18 protein-coding genes are annotated in these 15,227 nt (G+C 63.2%); 10 read left to right on the top strand and 8 right to left on the bottom strand.

All coding sequences use genetic code 11. The annotated features are described in order from the left end of the window. Positions 1-39: 39 nt before the first annotated feature. Together FJ964_RS05010 and FJ964_RS05005 are read right to left on the bottom strand one after the other, a co-directional pair. Entirely contained in the window at positions 40-672 is a 633-nt protein-coding gene (locus tag FJ964_RS05010; protein ID WP_140549329.1) for an HD family hydrolase, read from the bottom strand. Further along, a complete protein-coding gene (locus FJ964_RS05005) occupies positions 672-1,532 on the bottom strand; it encodes a folate-binding protein YgfZ (RefSeq protein WP_140549328.1) in 861 nt (286 codons plus the stop codon). The genes FJ964_RS05010 and FJ964_RS05005 overlap by 1 nt, the downstream gene beginning before the upstream one ends. A gap of 82 nt (positions 1,533-1,614) precedes the next feature. On the opposite strand from FJ964_RS05005, the gene FJ964_RS05000 reads away from it, so the two are divergent. After that, the gene (locus FJ964_RS05000) at positions 1,615-2,946 is read left to right on the top strand and encodes a dihydroorotase (RefSeq protein ID WP_140549327.1); all 1,332 of its coding nucleotides are present in this window, start codon (positions 1,615-1,617) and stop codon (positions 2,944-2,946) included. Between the two features lie 35 nt (positions 2,947-2,981). Here the strand turns inward: FJ964_RS05000 and FJ964_RS04995 are convergent, their stop codons facing one another. From FJ964_RS04995 to FJ964_RS04980, 4 genes are all read right to left on the bottom strand, one after another. Then, positions 2,982-3,767 carry a hypothetical protein gene (locus FJ964_RS04995; protein WP_181172360.1) on the bottom strand — a complete coding sequence of 262 codons (786 nt, stop codon included), beginning with the start codon at positions 3,765-3,767 and terminating at the stop codon, positions 2,982-2,984. Positions 3,768-3,834: 67 nt separating this feature from the next. After that, on the bottom strand, positions 3,835-4,092 hold the full coding sequence (locus FJ964_RS04990; RefSeq protein ID WP_008874920.1) for a hypothetical protein: 258 nt from the start codon (positions 4,090-4,092) through the stop codon (positions 3,835-3,837). Between the two features lie 386 nt (positions 4,093-4,478). Further along, on the bottom strand, positions 4,479-4,853 hold the full coding sequence (locus FJ964_RS04985) for a TIGR02301 family protein (protein WP_140549326.1): 375 nt from the start codon (positions 4,851-4,853) through the stop codon (positions 4,479-4,481). Positions 4,854-4,915: 62 nt separating this feature from the next. After that, on the bottom strand, positions 4,916-5,350 hold the full coding sequence (locus tag FJ964_RS04980; protein WP_140549325.1) for an NUDIX domain-containing protein: 435 nt from the start codon (positions 5,348-5,350) through the stop codon (positions 4,916-4,918). 122 nt (positions 5,351-5,472) lie between these two features. Here FJ964_RS04980 and FJ964_RS04975 point away from each other — a divergent pair, with 122 nt between their 5' ends. Next, positions 5,473-6,249 (top strand): SOS response-associated peptidase, encoded by a 777-nt coding sequence (locus tag FJ964_RS04975; protein ID WP_140549324.1) that lies wholly within the window; start codon positions 5,473-5,475, stop codon positions 6,247-6,249. A gap of 65 nt (positions 6,250-6,314) precedes the next feature. On the opposite strand, the gene FJ964_RS04970 is transcribed toward FJ964_RS04975, so the two are convergent. Next, on the bottom strand, positions 6,315-6,470 hold the full coding sequence (locus FJ964_RS04970; RefSeq protein ID WP_140549323.1) for a hypothetical protein: 156 nt from the start codon (positions 6,468-6,470) through the stop codon (positions 6,315-6,317). Between the two features lie 416 nt (positions 6,471-6,886). Between FJ964_RS04970 and cysS the strand changes: the two genes are divergently transcribed. The 8 genes from cysS (at position 6,887) to rarD (ending at position 14,072) form a co-directional block, all read left to right on the top strand. Next, on the top strand, positions 6,887-8,335 hold the full coding sequence (gene cysS / locus FJ964_RS04965; protein ID WP_140549322.1) for a cysteine--tRNA ligase: 1,449 nt from the start codon (positions 6,887-6,889) through the stop codon (positions 8,333-8,335). 256 nt (positions 8,336-8,591) lie between these two features. After that, positions 8,592-8,948, top strand: a complete 357-nt coding sequence (locus FJ964_RS04955) for an endonuclease domain-containing protein (RefSeq protein ID WP_140549400.1) — start codon at positions 8,592-8,594, stop codon at positions 8,946-8,948. After that, positions 8,945-9,331: a VOC family protein gene (locus tag FJ964_RS04950; protein WP_140549321.1), complete on the top strand. Its 387-nt coding sequence runs from the start codon at positions 8,945-8,947 to the stop codon at positions 9,329-9,331. Before FJ964_RS04955 ends, FJ964_RS04950 begins: the two co-directional genes overlap by 4 nt. A gap of 6 nt (positions 9,332-9,337) precedes the next feature. Continuing rightward, positions 9,338-9,829 (top strand): GFA family protein, encoded by a 492-nt coding sequence (locus tag FJ964_RS04945; protein WP_140549320.1) that lies wholly within the window; start codon positions 9,338-9,340, stop codon positions 9,827-9,829. Then, the gene (locus tag FJ964_RS04940; protein ID WP_140549319.1) at positions 9,826-10,302 is read left to right on the top strand and encodes a GFA family protein; all 477 of its coding nucleotides are present in this window, start codon (positions 9,826-9,828) and stop codon (positions 10,300-10,302) included. The genes FJ964_RS04945 and FJ964_RS04940 overlap by 4 nt, the downstream gene beginning before the upstream one ends. After that, on the top strand, positions 10,299-11,258 hold the full coding sequence (pip, locus tag FJ964_RS04935) for a prolyl aminopeptidase (protein WP_140549318.1): 960 nt from the start codon (positions 10,299-10,301) through the stop codon (positions 11,256-11,258). Before FJ964_RS04940 ends, pip begins: the two co-directional genes overlap by 4 nt. A 187-nt stretch (positions 11,259-11,445) precedes the next feature. Next, positions 11,446-13,062, top strand: coding sequence for a citramalate synthase (cimA, locus tag FJ964_RS04925; protein ID WP_140549316.1), 1,617 nt, complete (start codon positions 11,446-11,448; stop codon positions 13,060-13,062). An 83-nt stretch (positions 13,063-13,145) separates the two neighbouring features. After that, positions 13,146-14,072: an EamA family transporter RarD gene (gene rarD / locus FJ964_RS04920; RefSeq protein WP_140549315.1), complete on the top strand. Its 927-nt coding sequence runs from the start codon at positions 13,146-13,148 to the stop codon at positions 14,070-14,072. On the opposite strand, the gene FJ964_RS04915 is transcribed toward rarD, so the two are convergent. After that, positions 14,050-15,048 carry a transporter gene (locus FJ964_RS04915; RefSeq protein WP_140549314.1) on the bottom strand — a complete coding sequence of 333 codons (999 nt, stop codon included), beginning with the start codon at positions 15,046-15,048 and terminating at the stop codon, positions 14,050-14,052. The two genes, rarD and FJ964_RS04915, sit on opposite strands and share 23 nt — an antisense overlap. Positions 15,049-15,227 lie beyond the last annotated feature (179 nt).

The following is a 15,227-nucleotide window of genomic DNA, read 5'->3' as shown; positions in this document are numbered from 1 at the left end:
ACACCGCAGTGTCAGCCGTTCCGGTTAATTTAGCGTTTTCTACCCTACCGCTGCTGTAATCTTGCGCCGCGACTTCTCGATAGCGGAAAAACGCTTCAGGAAGGCATTCTGTGCCCAGGTTACCGAGCGCGGCGTGAAATCGAAGCGCTCGGCACTGAAGCCGCGCGGCCGGCCGAAGAACTGGGTCGCCTCCGCGGTCGAAAAACCGGCGAGCAGCGTTGCCTCGAAATAGGCGGCGATCTGGTCCGCGCGCTTGATCTCCTTGCGCAGGCCGGCGCCTGGTTCCGGCGGCAGCGAGAAGCGCAGATGGATGGCGCGTTGCAAGCGCAGTTCACAGTCCTTGTAGCTGCCGCCCATCACCGATTTGAACGGCGAGATCATGTCGCCGATGACATATTCGGGCGCATCGTGCAGCAATGCCATAAGCCGGGCGTCCGCCGGCGCCTCGGGCATCAGGTCGCAAAACAGCGCCTCCACCAGCAGCGAATGCTGCGCGACCGAGAAGGCGTGCTCGCCGCGGGTCTGGCCGTTCCAGCGCGCGACGCGGGCGAGCCCATGGGCGATGTCCGATATCTCGATGTCGAGGGGCGAGGGGTCGAGCAAGTCCAGCCGGCGGCCGGACAGCATGCGCTGCCAGGCACGTGGCGGCGCACCGATGCGGTCGGCCGCCATCAGGCCTCCTCCGTGCCGACGGCTTCCTGGGGAAAGCTGAATTTGGCGAAAGGTGGAATGGCCACCGTAACCGGCACGTCTCCCGCCAGGATCGGCTGACCCGCGTCGAGCGCTGCCTTGATCCTGTCGATACGGGCGATGCCGAGGCCGATCGTGCCGGCGTTCGAGCCGAGCGTCCCCACCGATCGCCCGTCGACGGTCAATTCGACGCCGGCATCAGGCAAGGCCCGTTCGGCCCTGACGATCAGCACCCGCCGCCTTGCGGTGCCACGATGCTGCATGCGCGAGACGACCTCCTGGCCGACATAGCAGCCCTTCCTGAAACCGACGCCACCGGTCTCGTCGAGCAGCACGTCATGCGGGAAGGCGTCGCCGAGCTGGTAGTCGGTGCCGCTCTCGGCAATGCCATGCGCGATGCGCAAGGTCTGCCATGCGGCGCCGTCGTCAGTCTCTTGAGCGCTGCCATAGGAGCGGGTGACGCTTTCATCGCGAAAGCGCCGGTCGGCCAGCACGGTTGAATCCTTTTGTGAGGGAGCTGACTCATTTCCCCAGGCAATTGAGACAAGCGTCTGTTCGGATTTGGCAATCTCGACCTTGGCGCGCAACCTGTACAGCATCAGGCGGCGTACGAAATCGTCAGCGATGTCGGCGCGGCATTCGAGGCGGAACGCGTTTTCACCAGCCCGTGAGATCAGGAAGTCAAACAGGATCTTGCCTTGCGGCGTCAAAAGCGCGCCGGGTTTAGCCTCGCCGGCGCCGAGCGCGTCGAGATCGGTGGTCAGGATGTTCTGCAGGAAGTGTTCGGCATCAGGGCCGGAGATGGAGATGAGCGCGCGGTCTTTCAGCAGGGCAAAGGGCATGGGGCGGATAAAAGCCTGATCTTGCAAAACGGTTGGCCATTACGTAAGCCGCTGACACTCCCCCCGCAAGAGATCGATCAGCATGGCCAACACCTACGACCTCATCCTGACAGGCGGCATGGTGGTCAACCATGCCGGCGAGGGGCAACGCGATGTCGGCGTGAAAAATGGGCGCATCGCCGCCATAGGCGATCTGCACCAGGCCTCCGCCAGCGAGACGATCGACTGCCGGGGCCTGCATATCCTTCCGGGCGTCGTCGACAGCCAGGTGCATTTCCGCGAACCGGGGCTGGAACACAAGGAGGACCTGGAGACCGGATCGCGGGCGGCGGTGCTCGGTGGCGTCACAGCCGTGTTCGAAATGCCCAACACCAATCCGTTGACCACCAGCGAAGAAACGCTTGCCGACAAGGTCCGGCGCGGCACCGGCCGTATGCACTGCGACTTCGCCTTCTGGGTCGGCGGCACGCGCGAGAACGCCAGGGATGTCGCCGAACTCGAGCGCCTGCCGGGCGCTGCCGGGATCAAGGTTTTCATGGGCTCGTCCACCGGCGACCTGCTGGTCGAGGACGATGAAGGCGTCGCCTCGATCCTCAGGAACACCCGCCGCCGCGCCGCCTTTCATTCGGAAGACGAGTTCCGGCTGCGCGAACGCCTTGGCGAGCGCATCGAGGGCGATCCTTCATCGCATCCGGTCTGGCGCGACGAGATCGCCGCCTTGCGCTGCACCGAGCGGCTGGTGCGCGTCGCGCGCGCCGTCCGTGCCCGCATCCACGTCCTGCACATCTCCACGGCCGAGGAGATACTGTTCCTCGAGCAGCACAAGGATGTCGCCACCTGCGAGGCGACACCGCACCATCTGACACTGTCGGCGGACGACTACAAACGGCTCGGCACGCTCATCCAGATGAACCCGCCCGTCCGTGCCCCGCGCCATCGCGACGGCGTCTGGCACGGCATCGCCCAAGGCATTGTCGACGTACTCGGTTCCGACCATGCCCCGCACACATTGGCCGAAAAAGCAAAACCATATCCGGCATCGCCCTCGGGCATGACCGGGGTGCAGACGCTGGTGCCGATCATGCTCGACCACGTCAACGCCGGCAGGCTGACCTTGCAGCGCTTCGTCGATCTTTCAAGCCACGGCCCGCAGCGCATCTTCGGCATGGCCAGGAAAGGCCGTATCGCCGCCGGCTATGATGCCGATTTCACAATTGTCGACATGAAGCGGCGCGAGACCATCACCAATGCACAAGCCGGCTCGAAGGCCGGCTGGACGCCTTATGACGGCAAGGAAGTCACTGGCTGGCCGGTCGGCACTGTCATTCGAGGCCAGCGCATCATGTGGGAGGGCGAGATCGTGACGCCGGGCCAGGGCAGGGCAGTGGAGTTCTCCGAGGCGTTGCCCGCATAGCCATTTCAGATCGTTGGATTCGCCAGCCCGACGTTTCAATCCCCGGCGACGAAAAACGTCCATTGACCGGCGGGCGTGATGCCGACGCGGTAGAAGATGTAGGCGCCGAACTGCTTCATGTCGTCGAAGTCGCTCGCGGTGACGATCTTGAACAGCTCGACCCGTTGCCTGGCGTCGAGCTTGTCCAGGGGAAGGGCAAAGAAATACGGCCAGACATAGAGCTCTTGTGGCGTCCCGGCATCGACATGGACATAGCCGGCATTGAGCACCTCCTCCAGTATGGCGAGAATCTCCTGGCCATCCTGGTCGCCGGAGAGCCCCTTGAGGAAGGTAATGGCGTCGCCATCTATGTCGGTCAGCGATATCTGGGTCATGCCGTCGCCCTTGCCGATCAAAGGCCTCAGTCTTTCGATGTCGCCGCTCTCGCAGGCTTCGATGATCAGGTCATGCATGCGCCGCACCGGTTCAGGCAGCTTGCCGAGGTCGTAGACGACCTCCGGCGTGGGCGCGTCGGGATCGACGCGCGGCCTGTTGGTGGCGCCGTCGCCGTTCGGCGGGGTGACCGGTTCGGCCTTGTCCGGGGCGGTTGGCTGGCTGGTCGAAGATGGCGTTCCGACCGGATCGGGTATCGGCACGGTGCTTCCCGGCGACGACGCGTCATCGTCTTGGACCGGCGAGGGGAGTTCTTCGCGCTTGATCTCGCTCAGCGCATAAGCGGGACTGCTTGTCAGGCACGCAACCAAGGGAATCGCGGCACTGCACGCGGCGAAACAGATGCAAAGGACCAAGCCGTGCGGCTTGCCTGACATAGAAAAGTTCACTGCCCGTCTCCCTGCTTCCGGGCATGATGCCCGAGCGGCATTTGCCGTCAAAGAACCGGACGTCGGTTCAGTGCCGCAGCCGTTCGGGTTCGAAGGCGCCAGCAATCACCTTTTCACGCATGCGGTCGAGCAGGGCAAGGGCCGATGTCTCGCCGTTGGCGCGCAGCATTTCGCCGAACGCGGTTTCAAGCGCTGCTTCGGCGATGATCTCGGGTTCTATGCCTGCCGAAAGACCTTCGGCCCAGGCCTCGCTGTGGCTCTCCACCGCGGTCAGGCGCTTTTCTTCCCTGACCAGCGCGTCGATGTCGTTGACACCATGTTCCATAAGCGATGTCCACCCTTGCAAGCAGCGATCCGTCGATGGATCAGGCTTGATCTGTTCCGTTTACACGCAGCCGCAAATAAGTCTTTGTAAATACGACATTTTTTTGATCGTTCTTTACAGGGGGCCGGTTGCGCTTGCGAAGCTGCATTCAATCCTGCTCAAACTTAGCCGATTAGGCGTGCCTGCGGGGTGAAAACCTTCAGTTTGAGTTAATTCCACATCCGCGCGCTAACGTTTCATTAACGCTGTTGCATAAGCGCAACAAAAGGATTGCACCAGGACAGTTCTCGACACAAGCTGGATATGCCCCTAGCCGCCGGCAATGGACCGGATATCTGTTGATGAAGGCCGGATGCGCTCTTGTGAGGGCACTTTGGCGACATGCGCTAGTTGCCGTAACGCGAGGCGATGTCGCGCGACAGGGTCTCGCCTTCCTTCATGTAGCGTCCGATGGCTTCGGTCGCCGACGCGGTGCATTGCGTGTAGGTGCCGCCGAATGAGCGGTAGCCGCGATTGAAGCTGGCGATGAAGCGGGCGCGCCGTTCCGGATCCGGGTTTTCCGATTCGAGCAGCCTCTGCATCTCGCCGCGCCACTGGTCACCCTTTTCGCCGCACAGATTGCGCAGGAAATGCAGCGATCCCAAGACCTCCGCCAGCCGCATCAGCCCCGGTTCGAAGGGTGCCTCGGCGCTGAACGCCGGCCGTGCCGCCACGGTGCTGACGGCGAGGCATGTCGCGAGAAGGAGAAGAAGGCAACGCATAAGTCAATCTGGCCAAACAATTTGCCGCCTGCAAGGCGATTGTGCCGGGCGAATTCCGGATTTCAGGGTCGCCCAGGGTTTTGCGACGCCCGTCCGAGCAGTTCCTCGGCGACCGCGAGCACCGAACCGGCAAGCGGCAGATCGGCCATTTCGGCCAGCGTGTAGAAGGCGGCGGTCTCGGCGTCGTCGCTGGCCACGGCCTCGCCGCCGGCATGGGCCGCACCGAACACCGTCAGCTGGTAATCGACCGCATGGCCGTCGAGCGTGCCGTCGATGAGAATTTCGCGCAGCCGCCGGTAGCTTTCGGCCTGCAATTGCGTCTCCTCCAGCAGTTCGCGCCGTGCCGCCTGTTCCAGCGTCTCACCGGCTTCGACCTTGCCGCCCGGGAATGCATAGAGCCCTTGCGAGGGTTGTCGCGCCCGCTTGACCAGAAGTACGGCGTCGCCGCGCACAACGGCGACCGAGACCGCGGGAATGACTTTTCGCACTTCGTCCATGGATTTCCGATGACCCTGATTGCGGCAGCCTGTTGTGGACCGGCCGACGCCAGACAGCTTTAACGGTTGCAGTGCTGCTGTTCCATCGCCACTTTCGAAACCGGACATCAGGACCAATAGACATGTGCGGACGTTTTGCCTTGACCGCGACACCGGACCAGACAGCCGCTTTCCTCGGCCTGGCGGAGGTGGAGCAGTTTCCTGCGCGCTACAATATAGCGCCGACGCAGCCGGTGCTGATGGCGATCTCAGGCCCGCCGCGGGCGCCGGGTTCCAACCTGCCTGACCGCCGGCCGATGCTGGTGCGCTGGGGCCTGATCCCCGCCTGGGTAAAGGATGTCAGCGAATTTCCGCTGCTGTTCAACGCACGCTCCGAAGGCGTAATCGAAAAGGCCTCGTTCAAAGCTGCCATGCGCCATCGCCGGGCGCTGGTGCCGGCATCCGGCTTTTACGAATGGCGTCAGGCGCGGCCCGGAGAGGCGGGCGGCAGGAAGGGGCAGCCTTACTGGATCAGGCCGCGGCATGGCGGGTTGGTCGCCTTTGCCGGGCTGGTTGAAACCTATGCCGAACCGGGCGGCTCGGAAATGGACACCGGCGCCATTCTGACGGTCGAGGCCAATTCCGACATCGCGCATATCCATGACCGCATGCCCGTGGTGATCGCACCTGAAGACTTCGCCCGCTGGCTCGATTGCCGCGGGCTTGAGCCGCGCGATGTTGCCGACCTGTTGCGGCCGGCGCAGCGCGACTTCTTCGAAGCGATTCCGGTCTCCGACCTCGTCAACAAGGTCGCCAACACCGGGCCGGAGATTCAGGAGAAGGGGGAGATCGGGCCCGAGCCCGAGAAGGTCAAGCGCCGGAAACCCGACGCGGACGACAGTCAGATGACGCTGTTTTAGCAGAAACTCTGTTCGAGGTGCGGTTTGGCGCCTCGTTCGGACCCTTGGGCCGATCGCGCACTGCTTCAGGCGGCGCGGGGCGATACGATTTTCTGCACCGGCTTTTTCTTCTTCGCGGTGTGGAGAAGGGCGGCGACGATCGCGGCCGGGCCGATTGCGCGATAATGGCTTGCCAGCGCCGGTTGCTTGGCGCGGTTGGCTTCCTGCTTGCTTCGAGGCATGTGTCTCTTCCCAGATAACGTTTCCGTGTCTGCGTTTGGCGGCCGAATCCGACCAAATCGTGACGCAGGTTGATCTAGCCGGCGTATGTTTCATGACTGTGCCGACATGTTTAATAAAATGTTTCAGTGGCTGATTCCGTGTGATCGGGCGACGCATTTGCCAGTTCTGGCGTCGTTTTTCTCGGGATGAGCGACTTGACGGCAACACTGGCCAAGGCGATAAAGCCGCCTATGAAAACGTCTTTCGCCATTTGTGGCATTTGCATTATTGGCTAGCTTCGCGCTGGTCCGGACGTTTTCGCCTCATCTTCCCCTAGATTGGACAAACGCCCCGGCCAGCAGGCTGGAGTCCGTTTTGCGCCTCGGCGCGGAGCTGGCTTCATCCAGGCAAAAGTTCTGAACCGGAAAGGCATGGAATGTCTGACGCATCGAAGGGCCTGCGCCTCTACAACACGCTGACGCGCGCGAAGCAGGATTTCGTCCCGATCGACGCGCTGAACGTGCGCATGTATGTCTGCGGTCCGACCGTCTACGACTTCGCCCATATCGGCAATGCCAGGCCGGTGATCGTCTTCGACGTGCTGTTCCGGCTGCTACGCCATCTCTATGGCGAGACGCATGTCACCTATGTGCGCAACATCACGGATGTCGACGACAAGATCAACGCACGCGCACTGCGCGATTTCGGCAGCGAGATATCAGCCGGCAGACTGTCGCTTAACGAGGCGATAAGGCGGGTGACGGAGAAGACCGCGGGCCAATTCCACAAGGACGTCGCGACGCTCGGCTGCCTGGAGCCGACAGTCGAGCCGCGCGCTACCGAGTTCGTCGAGCCCCGCGCCGACGGCAAGGCAGACATGATCACCTTGATTCAAAACCTGATCAAACGCGGCCATGCCTATGTTGCCGCAGGCGAAGTGCTGTTCGACACCGCTTCGATGCCCGACTACGGCCAGTTGTCGAAGCGAAATCTCGACGAGCAGCAGGCCGGTGCTCGCGTTGCAGTCGACGCGCACAAGAGGAATCCTGGCGACTTCGTGCTGTGGAAGTTGTCGTCCCCGGAGGAGCCGGGCTGGCAGAGCCCATGGGGCAGGGGCCGGCCGGGCTGGCACATCGAATGCTCGGCCATGTCCGCCGCCTATCTTGGCGAGGTCTTCGATATCCATGGCGGCGGTCTCGACCTGATCTTCCCGCACCACGAGAACGAGATCGCCCAGTCACGCTGCGCGCACGGCACCGATGTGATGGCCAATATCTGGATGCACAACGGCTTCCTGCAGGTCGAAGGGCAGAAGATGTCGAAGAGCCTCGGCAATTTCTACTCGATCAACGAGTTGCTGGAGACCGAAACGTTCGGCGGCCGCAAATGGCCCGGCGAGGTGCTGCGGCTGGCGATGCTGATGACGCATTATCGCGAACCGATCGACTTTTCCGTGCGCAAGCTCGAGGAAGCGGAGAACACGCTGCGCAAGTGGAAACGCGCGGCCGATCTGGCGCCGGCGGTCGGGCAATTGCCGGCCGAGGTCGTGCAGGCGTTGTCGGATGATCTCGCCACCTACGCCGCCTTCCAGGTTTTGACCCAGTTGGCCGGCGAGGCGGTCGACTTCGGCGGCGATGGCGAAAACGCCGCAGCGGCCTCGCTGAAGGGTGCGCTTGCCTTCCTGGGTTTCGATGTCGGGGCGGCCAAGGTCGATGAAGCCACGGTCGCCAAGGCGATCGCCGAACGCCTGACGCTTATCGCGGCGAAAAACTGGAAAGAAGCCGACCGCGTGCGCGATGAACTTCTGGCGCAAGGCGTGCAACTGAAGGATGGCAAGGACCCGATCACCGGCGAGCGCATCACCACGTGGGAGGTGAAGCGGTGAGGGTGGCTGCTCACACGGTAGGAATTGAGAGGGTAGCGCGAGGCGCCCCCCTCTGTCCTGCCGGACATCTCCCCCTCAAGGGGGGAGATCGGCCGTCACCTCGGCTTTCGCCAATCGCCGACGTTGAAGGCTGGGTGCAGTCGGCGAAGCTGCTGATCTCCCCCCTTGAGGGGGAGATGTCCGGCAGGACAGAGGGGGGCGCCTCGCCGTGACCCATCATCCTGTATCTCCCCTCAATCGTGGCAACGCGCGCAAGATGCGAAAAGCTATGACCGATGCGGAACTGAAGCTTTGGAATGAGATACGCGCACACCGCCTCATGGGGCTGGCGTTTCGACGCCAAATGCCCATTGCAGGCTATATCGTCGACTTTGCTTGTCCCAACAAAAAGCTGATTGTTGAGCTGGATGGCTCCCAGCACGCTTCGCATGAGGTTTCGGCATCTGACGCAGCAAGAACGGCCAAGCTGGAAGCACTCGGCTGGACCATCCTGCGCTTCTGGAACGATGACGTCATCCGCGATATCGACAATGTCTGCCAGCACATCGTGATTTCGGCCGGCCTGGCCATCGCAGATGTGCCGGAGGAAGCACGGGAGGAGTTCGTTCCATGATCGACCATCTCGGCATCGACGTTGCCGATTTCGACGCTTCGAAGGCTTTCTATGACAAGGCGATGGCGCCGCTTGGCGCCTCGCTGCTCTATATGGTGCCGCTGGAATACACAGGCGGCGCCAAGGTCGGTGGCTACGGCCGCGATCGGCCGGTGTTCTGGCACCAGGAAGGCAAGGAGGGGCAAAAGGCCCGCCAGCACGTCGCCTTCACCGCGCGCAGCCGCGCCGAGGTTGATGCTTTCCATGCCGCCGCTCTTGCCGCCGGCGGCAAGGACAATGGCGGGCCGGGCCTGCGCCCGCACTATCATGCGAACTACTATGGCGCCTTCGTCTTCGATCCCGACGGCAACAATGTCGAGGCCGTCTGCCATGATGCGGAGTGACCTGCCATGAGCCTAGACAACCGGCCGATCTACACCGGCGGCTGCCAGTGCGGCGCCGTACGCTTTCGCGTCGAGGGCGCACTCGGCGATGCCTCGGTCTGCCATTGCCGCATGTGCCAGAAGGCGAGCGGCAATTTCTACCTTCCGCTGGTCTCGGTGCGCGGCGCCAAGGTGGATTGGACGCGCGGCGAGCCCAAGCGCTTCCGCTCGTCGAACGCTGCCTGGCGCGGCTTCTGCGCCGAATGCGGAACGCCGCTGACCTTCGAGGCGCCGGACGGCATGGCGCTGGCGATTGCCGCCTTCGACGATCCGGCTGATATCGCGCCGACCATCCAGTGGGGCACGGAGGCAAAGCTGCCTTACGTCGATTCCATTCCAGAATTGCCGGGCGAGGATACGATGGCGGACATGGGTTCGGCTCCCTATCTGGCCGAGCTTGTCTCCTACCAGCATCCCGACCATGACACCGAGCAATGGCCGCCGGAGAAAACACCATGAGCGAAACCGTTCGAACCGGCGGCTGCCAGTGCGGCGCCGTGCGCTTCCGCATCAAGGGCAAGCTTGGACGCCCGTCCATCTGCCACTGCCGCATGTGCCAGAAACAGTTCGGTTCCTTTTTCGGCGCCCTGGTGACGGCGCCGAAGGACGGCGTCGAATGGACCCGTGAGGAGCCGAGCTATTTCCAGTCCTCGGTCAACATCGATCGCGGTTTCTGCGCCCGCTGCGGCACGCCGCTGACCTACCGCCAGCCTGGCGGCCTGGAGATCGCCATCGGCGCTTTCGACGATCGCTCCGACCTGGCGCCGCAGATCCAGGTCAATTATGCCGCGCGGCTGCCTTGGGTGGAGACGATCTTCGATCAGCCCGTCCACCAGGATCCAGACTATTACGCAAGGCAGGAGCAGATCGTCTCCTTCCAGCATCCCGACCATGAAACAACGGACTGGCCGTCCAAAGGTTTGCAACTATGAACTCTGAACTGCGCACGCTTTATCCCGAGATCGAAGCCTTCGAGAGCGGTATGCTCGACGTCGGCGACGGCCACCAGGTCTATTGGGAACGCTCCGGCACCAAAGGCGCCAAGCCGGCAGTGTTCCTGCATGGCGGGCCGGGCGGCACCATCTCGCCAAAGCATCGGCGGCTGTTCGATCCCGATCTCTACGACGTCATCCTGTTCGACCAGCGCGGTTGCGGCAAGTCGACGCCGAATGCCTCGCTGGAGGCCAACACCACGTGGCACCTGGTCGCGGACATCGAGCGCCTGCGCGAAATGGCCGGCTTCGACAAATGGCTGGTCTTCGGCGGTTCCTGGGGTTCGACGCTGGCGCTCGCCTATGCCGAGACGCACCCGCAACGCGTCAGTGAGCTCGTTGTGCGCGGCATCTACACGCTGACCCGTCCCGAGCTCGAATGGTACTATCAGTTCGGCGTCTCCGAGATGTTTCCCGACAAGTGGGAGCGCTTCCTGGCGCCGATCCCCGAGGCCGAGCGCGGCGACATGATGGCGGCCTATCGCAAGCGGCTGGTGGGCTCTGATCGAAACGCGCAGATCGAGGCGGCCCGCGCCTGGAGCCTGTGGGAGGGCGAGACGATCACGCTTTTGCCCGAGCCGGAGACCAGCGGACCGTTTGGTGAGGACGACTACGCCATCGCCTTCGCCCGCATCGAGAACCACTACTTCGTCCATGCCGGCTGGCTGGACGAGGGGCAGTTACTGCGCGATGCCTGGAAGTTGAAAGACATCCCCGGCACCATCGTCCACGGCCGCTACGACATGCCGTGCCCGGCACGCTACGCCTGGGCGCTGCACAAGGCCTGGCCAAAGGCGGACTTTCACCTGATCGAGGGCGCCGGCCATGCCTATTCCGAGCCGGGCATATTGGACCGGCTGATCCGGGCTACGGATGGGTTTGTGGGGAAAAACTGATGTCGGCGCTCACCCCCCTCTGGTCTGCCGGCCATATCCCCCTGAAGGGGGGAGATCGGCTGTCACCCGGGGTTTCGCAAATTTTCGGCGCCGCAGGTGGTGGCGGGGCATTCGAACTGCCGATCTCCCCCCTTGAGGGGGAGATGGCCGGCTGGCCAGAGGGGGGCGTTCAAGCGCCCACAGGACGATGAAAAAACAACGCCTCTACCTCTTCGACACCACGCTTCGCGATGGCCAGCAGACGCCCGGCATCGACTTCTCGGTCGAGGACAAGATTGCGATTGCAAACCTGCTCGACGAGTTCGGCCTCGACTATGTTGAAGGCGGTTACCCCGGCGCCAATCCGACCGACACGGCCTTCTTCAGGGAAAAGCGTACCGCGCAGGCAAAGTTCGTCGCCTTCGGCATGACCAAGCGGGCGGGTGTGTCGGCCTCCAACGATCCCGGGCTTGCCGCACTCGTCCAGTCGCGGTCGGACGCCATCTGCTTCGTCGCCAAGAGCTGGGACTATCATGTCCGTGTGGCGCTCGGCTGCACCAACGAGGAGAATCTGGAGTCCATCAAGGCTTCGGTGGAAGCCACCATTGCCGCGGGGAAAGAGGCGATGGTCGATTGCGAGCATTTCTTCGACGGGTTCAAGGCCAATCCGGACTATGCGCTGGCGTGCGCCAAGACCGCCTATGATGCCGGCGCGCGCTGGGTGGTGCTTTGCGACACCAATGGCGGCACGCAGCCCTCGGAAGTACGCACTGTCGTGGAAAGCGTCGTCGCCGCGGGCATTCCCGGCGACCGTCTCGGCATCCATGCCCATGACGACACCGGCCAGGCGGTGGCGAATTCGCTGGCCGCGGTCGAGGCAGGCGTGCGCCAGATCCAGGGCACGCTGAACGGCATTGGCGAGCGCTGCGGCAACGCCAATCTGATCTCCATCGTGCCGACGCTGGCGCTGAAGCCGGCCTTCGCCGACCGTTTCGAGACGGGGATTTCCGCCGAGGCGCTGACTGGCATTTCGCGCCTGTCGCGCGCCTTCGACGAACTCTTGAACCGCGCTCCGGAGGCGCAGGCGCCCTATGTCGGCGCTTCCGCCTTCGCCACCAAGGCAGGCATCCACGCTTCGGCGCTCGCTAAGGAACCTGCGACCTACGAGCATGTGCCGCCGGAAGCGGTTGGCAACCGCCGCCGCGTCATGGTCTCCGACCAGGGCGGCAAGGCCAATTTCCTGGCCGAGCTGAAGCGGCGCGGCATCGATGTGCCGAAGGACGACCACCGGCTCGACGCATTGATAGCGGTGGTCAAGGAGCGCGAGGCCTCCGGCTACGCCTATGAGGGCGCCGACGCCTCCTTCGAGCTCCTGGCGCGCAAGATGCTGCACGGCTTGCCCGAGTTCTTCCACGTCACCTCGTTCCGTTGCATGATCGAACGCCGCTTCGATGCCAATGGCCAGTTGAAGACGGTTTCGGAAGCGGTGGTCAAGGTGCTGGTCGAGGGCCAGGAGAAGATGTCGGTGGCCGAGGGGCACGGCCCCGTCAATGCGCTCGACATCGCGCTGCGCAAGGATCTTGGCAAATACCAGGGGGAAATCGCCGATCTGGAACTCGCCGACTTCAAGGTGCGTATCCTCAATGGCGGCACCGAGGCGATCACTCGCGTCCTGATCGAATCGCATGATACGACCGGTGCCCGCTGGTGGACGGTTGGTGTTTCCGAAAACATCATCGACGCCTCGTTCCAGGCGCTGATGGATTCCATCATCTACAAGCTGATGAAGAACCGGGACATGGCGGGCTTGGTGGCGGCGGAGTAAGTTTGAACCATCAGCGAAAGTCCATTGATCCATCAGAACTTTGCGATGGTCTTGCCAAGGTTACTGGGCCATAGCGTTGGGCCATGGCCGCTGAAGCAACTACCCAGGACACAGTTTCAAAAGCCCGCCGCGGCTTCCTGCTGGCGCTGGGTGCCTATTTCTTGTGGGGGCTGCTGCCTTTCTACATGAAAGCGGTTGCGCACCTGCCGCTTGCCGAGGTGATCGCCCACCGCATCGTCTGGTCGGTGCCGATCGCCGCCGCGGTTCTGGTCTGGGCCGGCCGCACGGCGGATTTCAAGGCGGCAATCCGTTCGCCCCGCACCATCGCCATGGCGGCGCTCACGGCGGCGCTGATCTCGGTCAATTGGGGGGTCTACGTCTGGGCGATCGCCGTCGACCGTACCGTCGAGACCGCCCTTGGCTATTACATCAATCCCCTGGTCAGCGTCGTGGTCGGCGCCCTGCTGCTCGGCGAGCGGCTCGACCGGCTGCAGATCGCGGCCGTGGTGCTTGCGGCGATCGCGGTTGCCGTGCTGACGATCGAGGCTGGCAAGTTGCCATGGGTATCGCTGGCGCTGGCCTTTTCCTTCGCCGCCTACGGCTTTTTCCGCAAGACGCTGCCGATCGGCCCCAGCCAGGGTTTTCTGCTCGAAGTGCTTCTGTTGTCGGTGCCGGCCTTGGGTTATATCGCTTGGCTGATCGCCACCGGACAGGACCATTTCGTTTCCGGCAACGGCGTCGATACGGCGTTGCTGGCCGGTTGCGGACCGGTGACTGCGGTGCCGCTGCTGCTGTTCGCATTCGGCGCCAGGCTTTTGCGCCTCTCCACCATCGGCATCATGCAGTATATTGCACCGACCATTGTGTTCCTGATTGCCGTGCTGATCTTCAAAGAGCCGTTCGACACCACCCAGGCTGTCGCCTTTGCCCTGATCTGGGCGGCGCTGGCCATGTATTCCTGGTCGATGCTGGCGGCGGCGCGCAGGGCTACATCTGCCCGAGCCGCCTGACGAAGAGATAGGTCGCTCCAGCGATCAACATCGAAACCGCGGTCACCACCCAGAAGCCTATGGGCGTGTTGACCAGCGGCAAGCCGCCGACATTCATGCCGAACAGGCCCGAGATGATCGTCATTGGCAACAGAACCGCGGTCATCACCGACAGCACGTAGAGCAGCCGGTTCGACTGCGTCGTCAGCTTGGCCATCAGCTCGTCCTGCAACAGCCTGGCGCGCGCCTGCAACTGCTCGCCATCATAGTGCAGCGTCTGCGCGCGGTGTGAAAGTCGTGCTGCCATGTCGTTGATCGAATCGGGCAGGTCGTTGCGGTGCGAATGGTCGAGATGGCGAAACAGATTGGTCAGCGTCGCCATCTGTCGGTGGATCACCACCAGGTGCCGGCGTGCATCGACGAGTGCCTGCCGCTCATTGTGCCATGCGTCGCAGACGATGCGGTCCTCGATGCCGTCGAGACTGTCGGCAAGTGCAGCGAGTTCCACCGCCATGCCGTCGAACGACTGGCCCACGACCGCCTCGATCAGCTCGGCCGGCGAGCGAAACTTGCGCGAGCCGTTCTCGATCGCCTTGCGGATATTGTCGACCGACTGCAAGGGCTGCTTGCGGGCGCCGATCAGCATGGTGTCGTTGAGGGCGAAACGAAAATGGCCGAGCCCGCCGGCTTCCACCGAATAGTCGTGGCGCAGATCCGGCAGGTCGCCGTAGAGCCAGTCATCCTCGAGGTCGATGTGACAGCCATGGCTGGCGGACAGGAAGGCTTCGCGCACAGGCGCCGGCAAGGCCTGTTCTGCGGCGATCTCGTGGCGTGCCCGCATGTCGGAAAGCTGGTAGCTGCGCCACGTCCATTGCGCGCCGGCGGCATCCTTGGTGCGCAGGCCGTCGGCGGTGAAATGATAGATGAAGAACAGCCCATGCTCGTCTGGCAGGTAGGGCGACAGGTCGGTGCCTTCCGGGGCGAGAGCAGTATCCATGGGTGCAGTGCCGGATGCATATTTCGAGCATGGCACCGCGTGACAGCGCCTGATCCCTACACTTAGCACGGGCGGAGCGGTTTCGTGTGACGGTTCCTTGACAGCCGATCACAGCCTCTCGAGCGGCCGCATCAATGCGTCCGCGCCTTTCGCCGCCACCGCATTGATTGCGGGACTTA

This window comes from Mesorhizobium sp. B2-3-2, from assembly GCF_006442295.1.
Classification (GTDB): domain Bacteria; phylum Pseudomonadota; class Alphaproteobacteria; order Rhizobiales; family Rhizobiaceae; genus Mesorhizobium.
The sequence above is the reverse complement of the archived record's forward strand: the minus strand, read 5'-3'. Positions and strand labels throughout refer to the sequence as shown.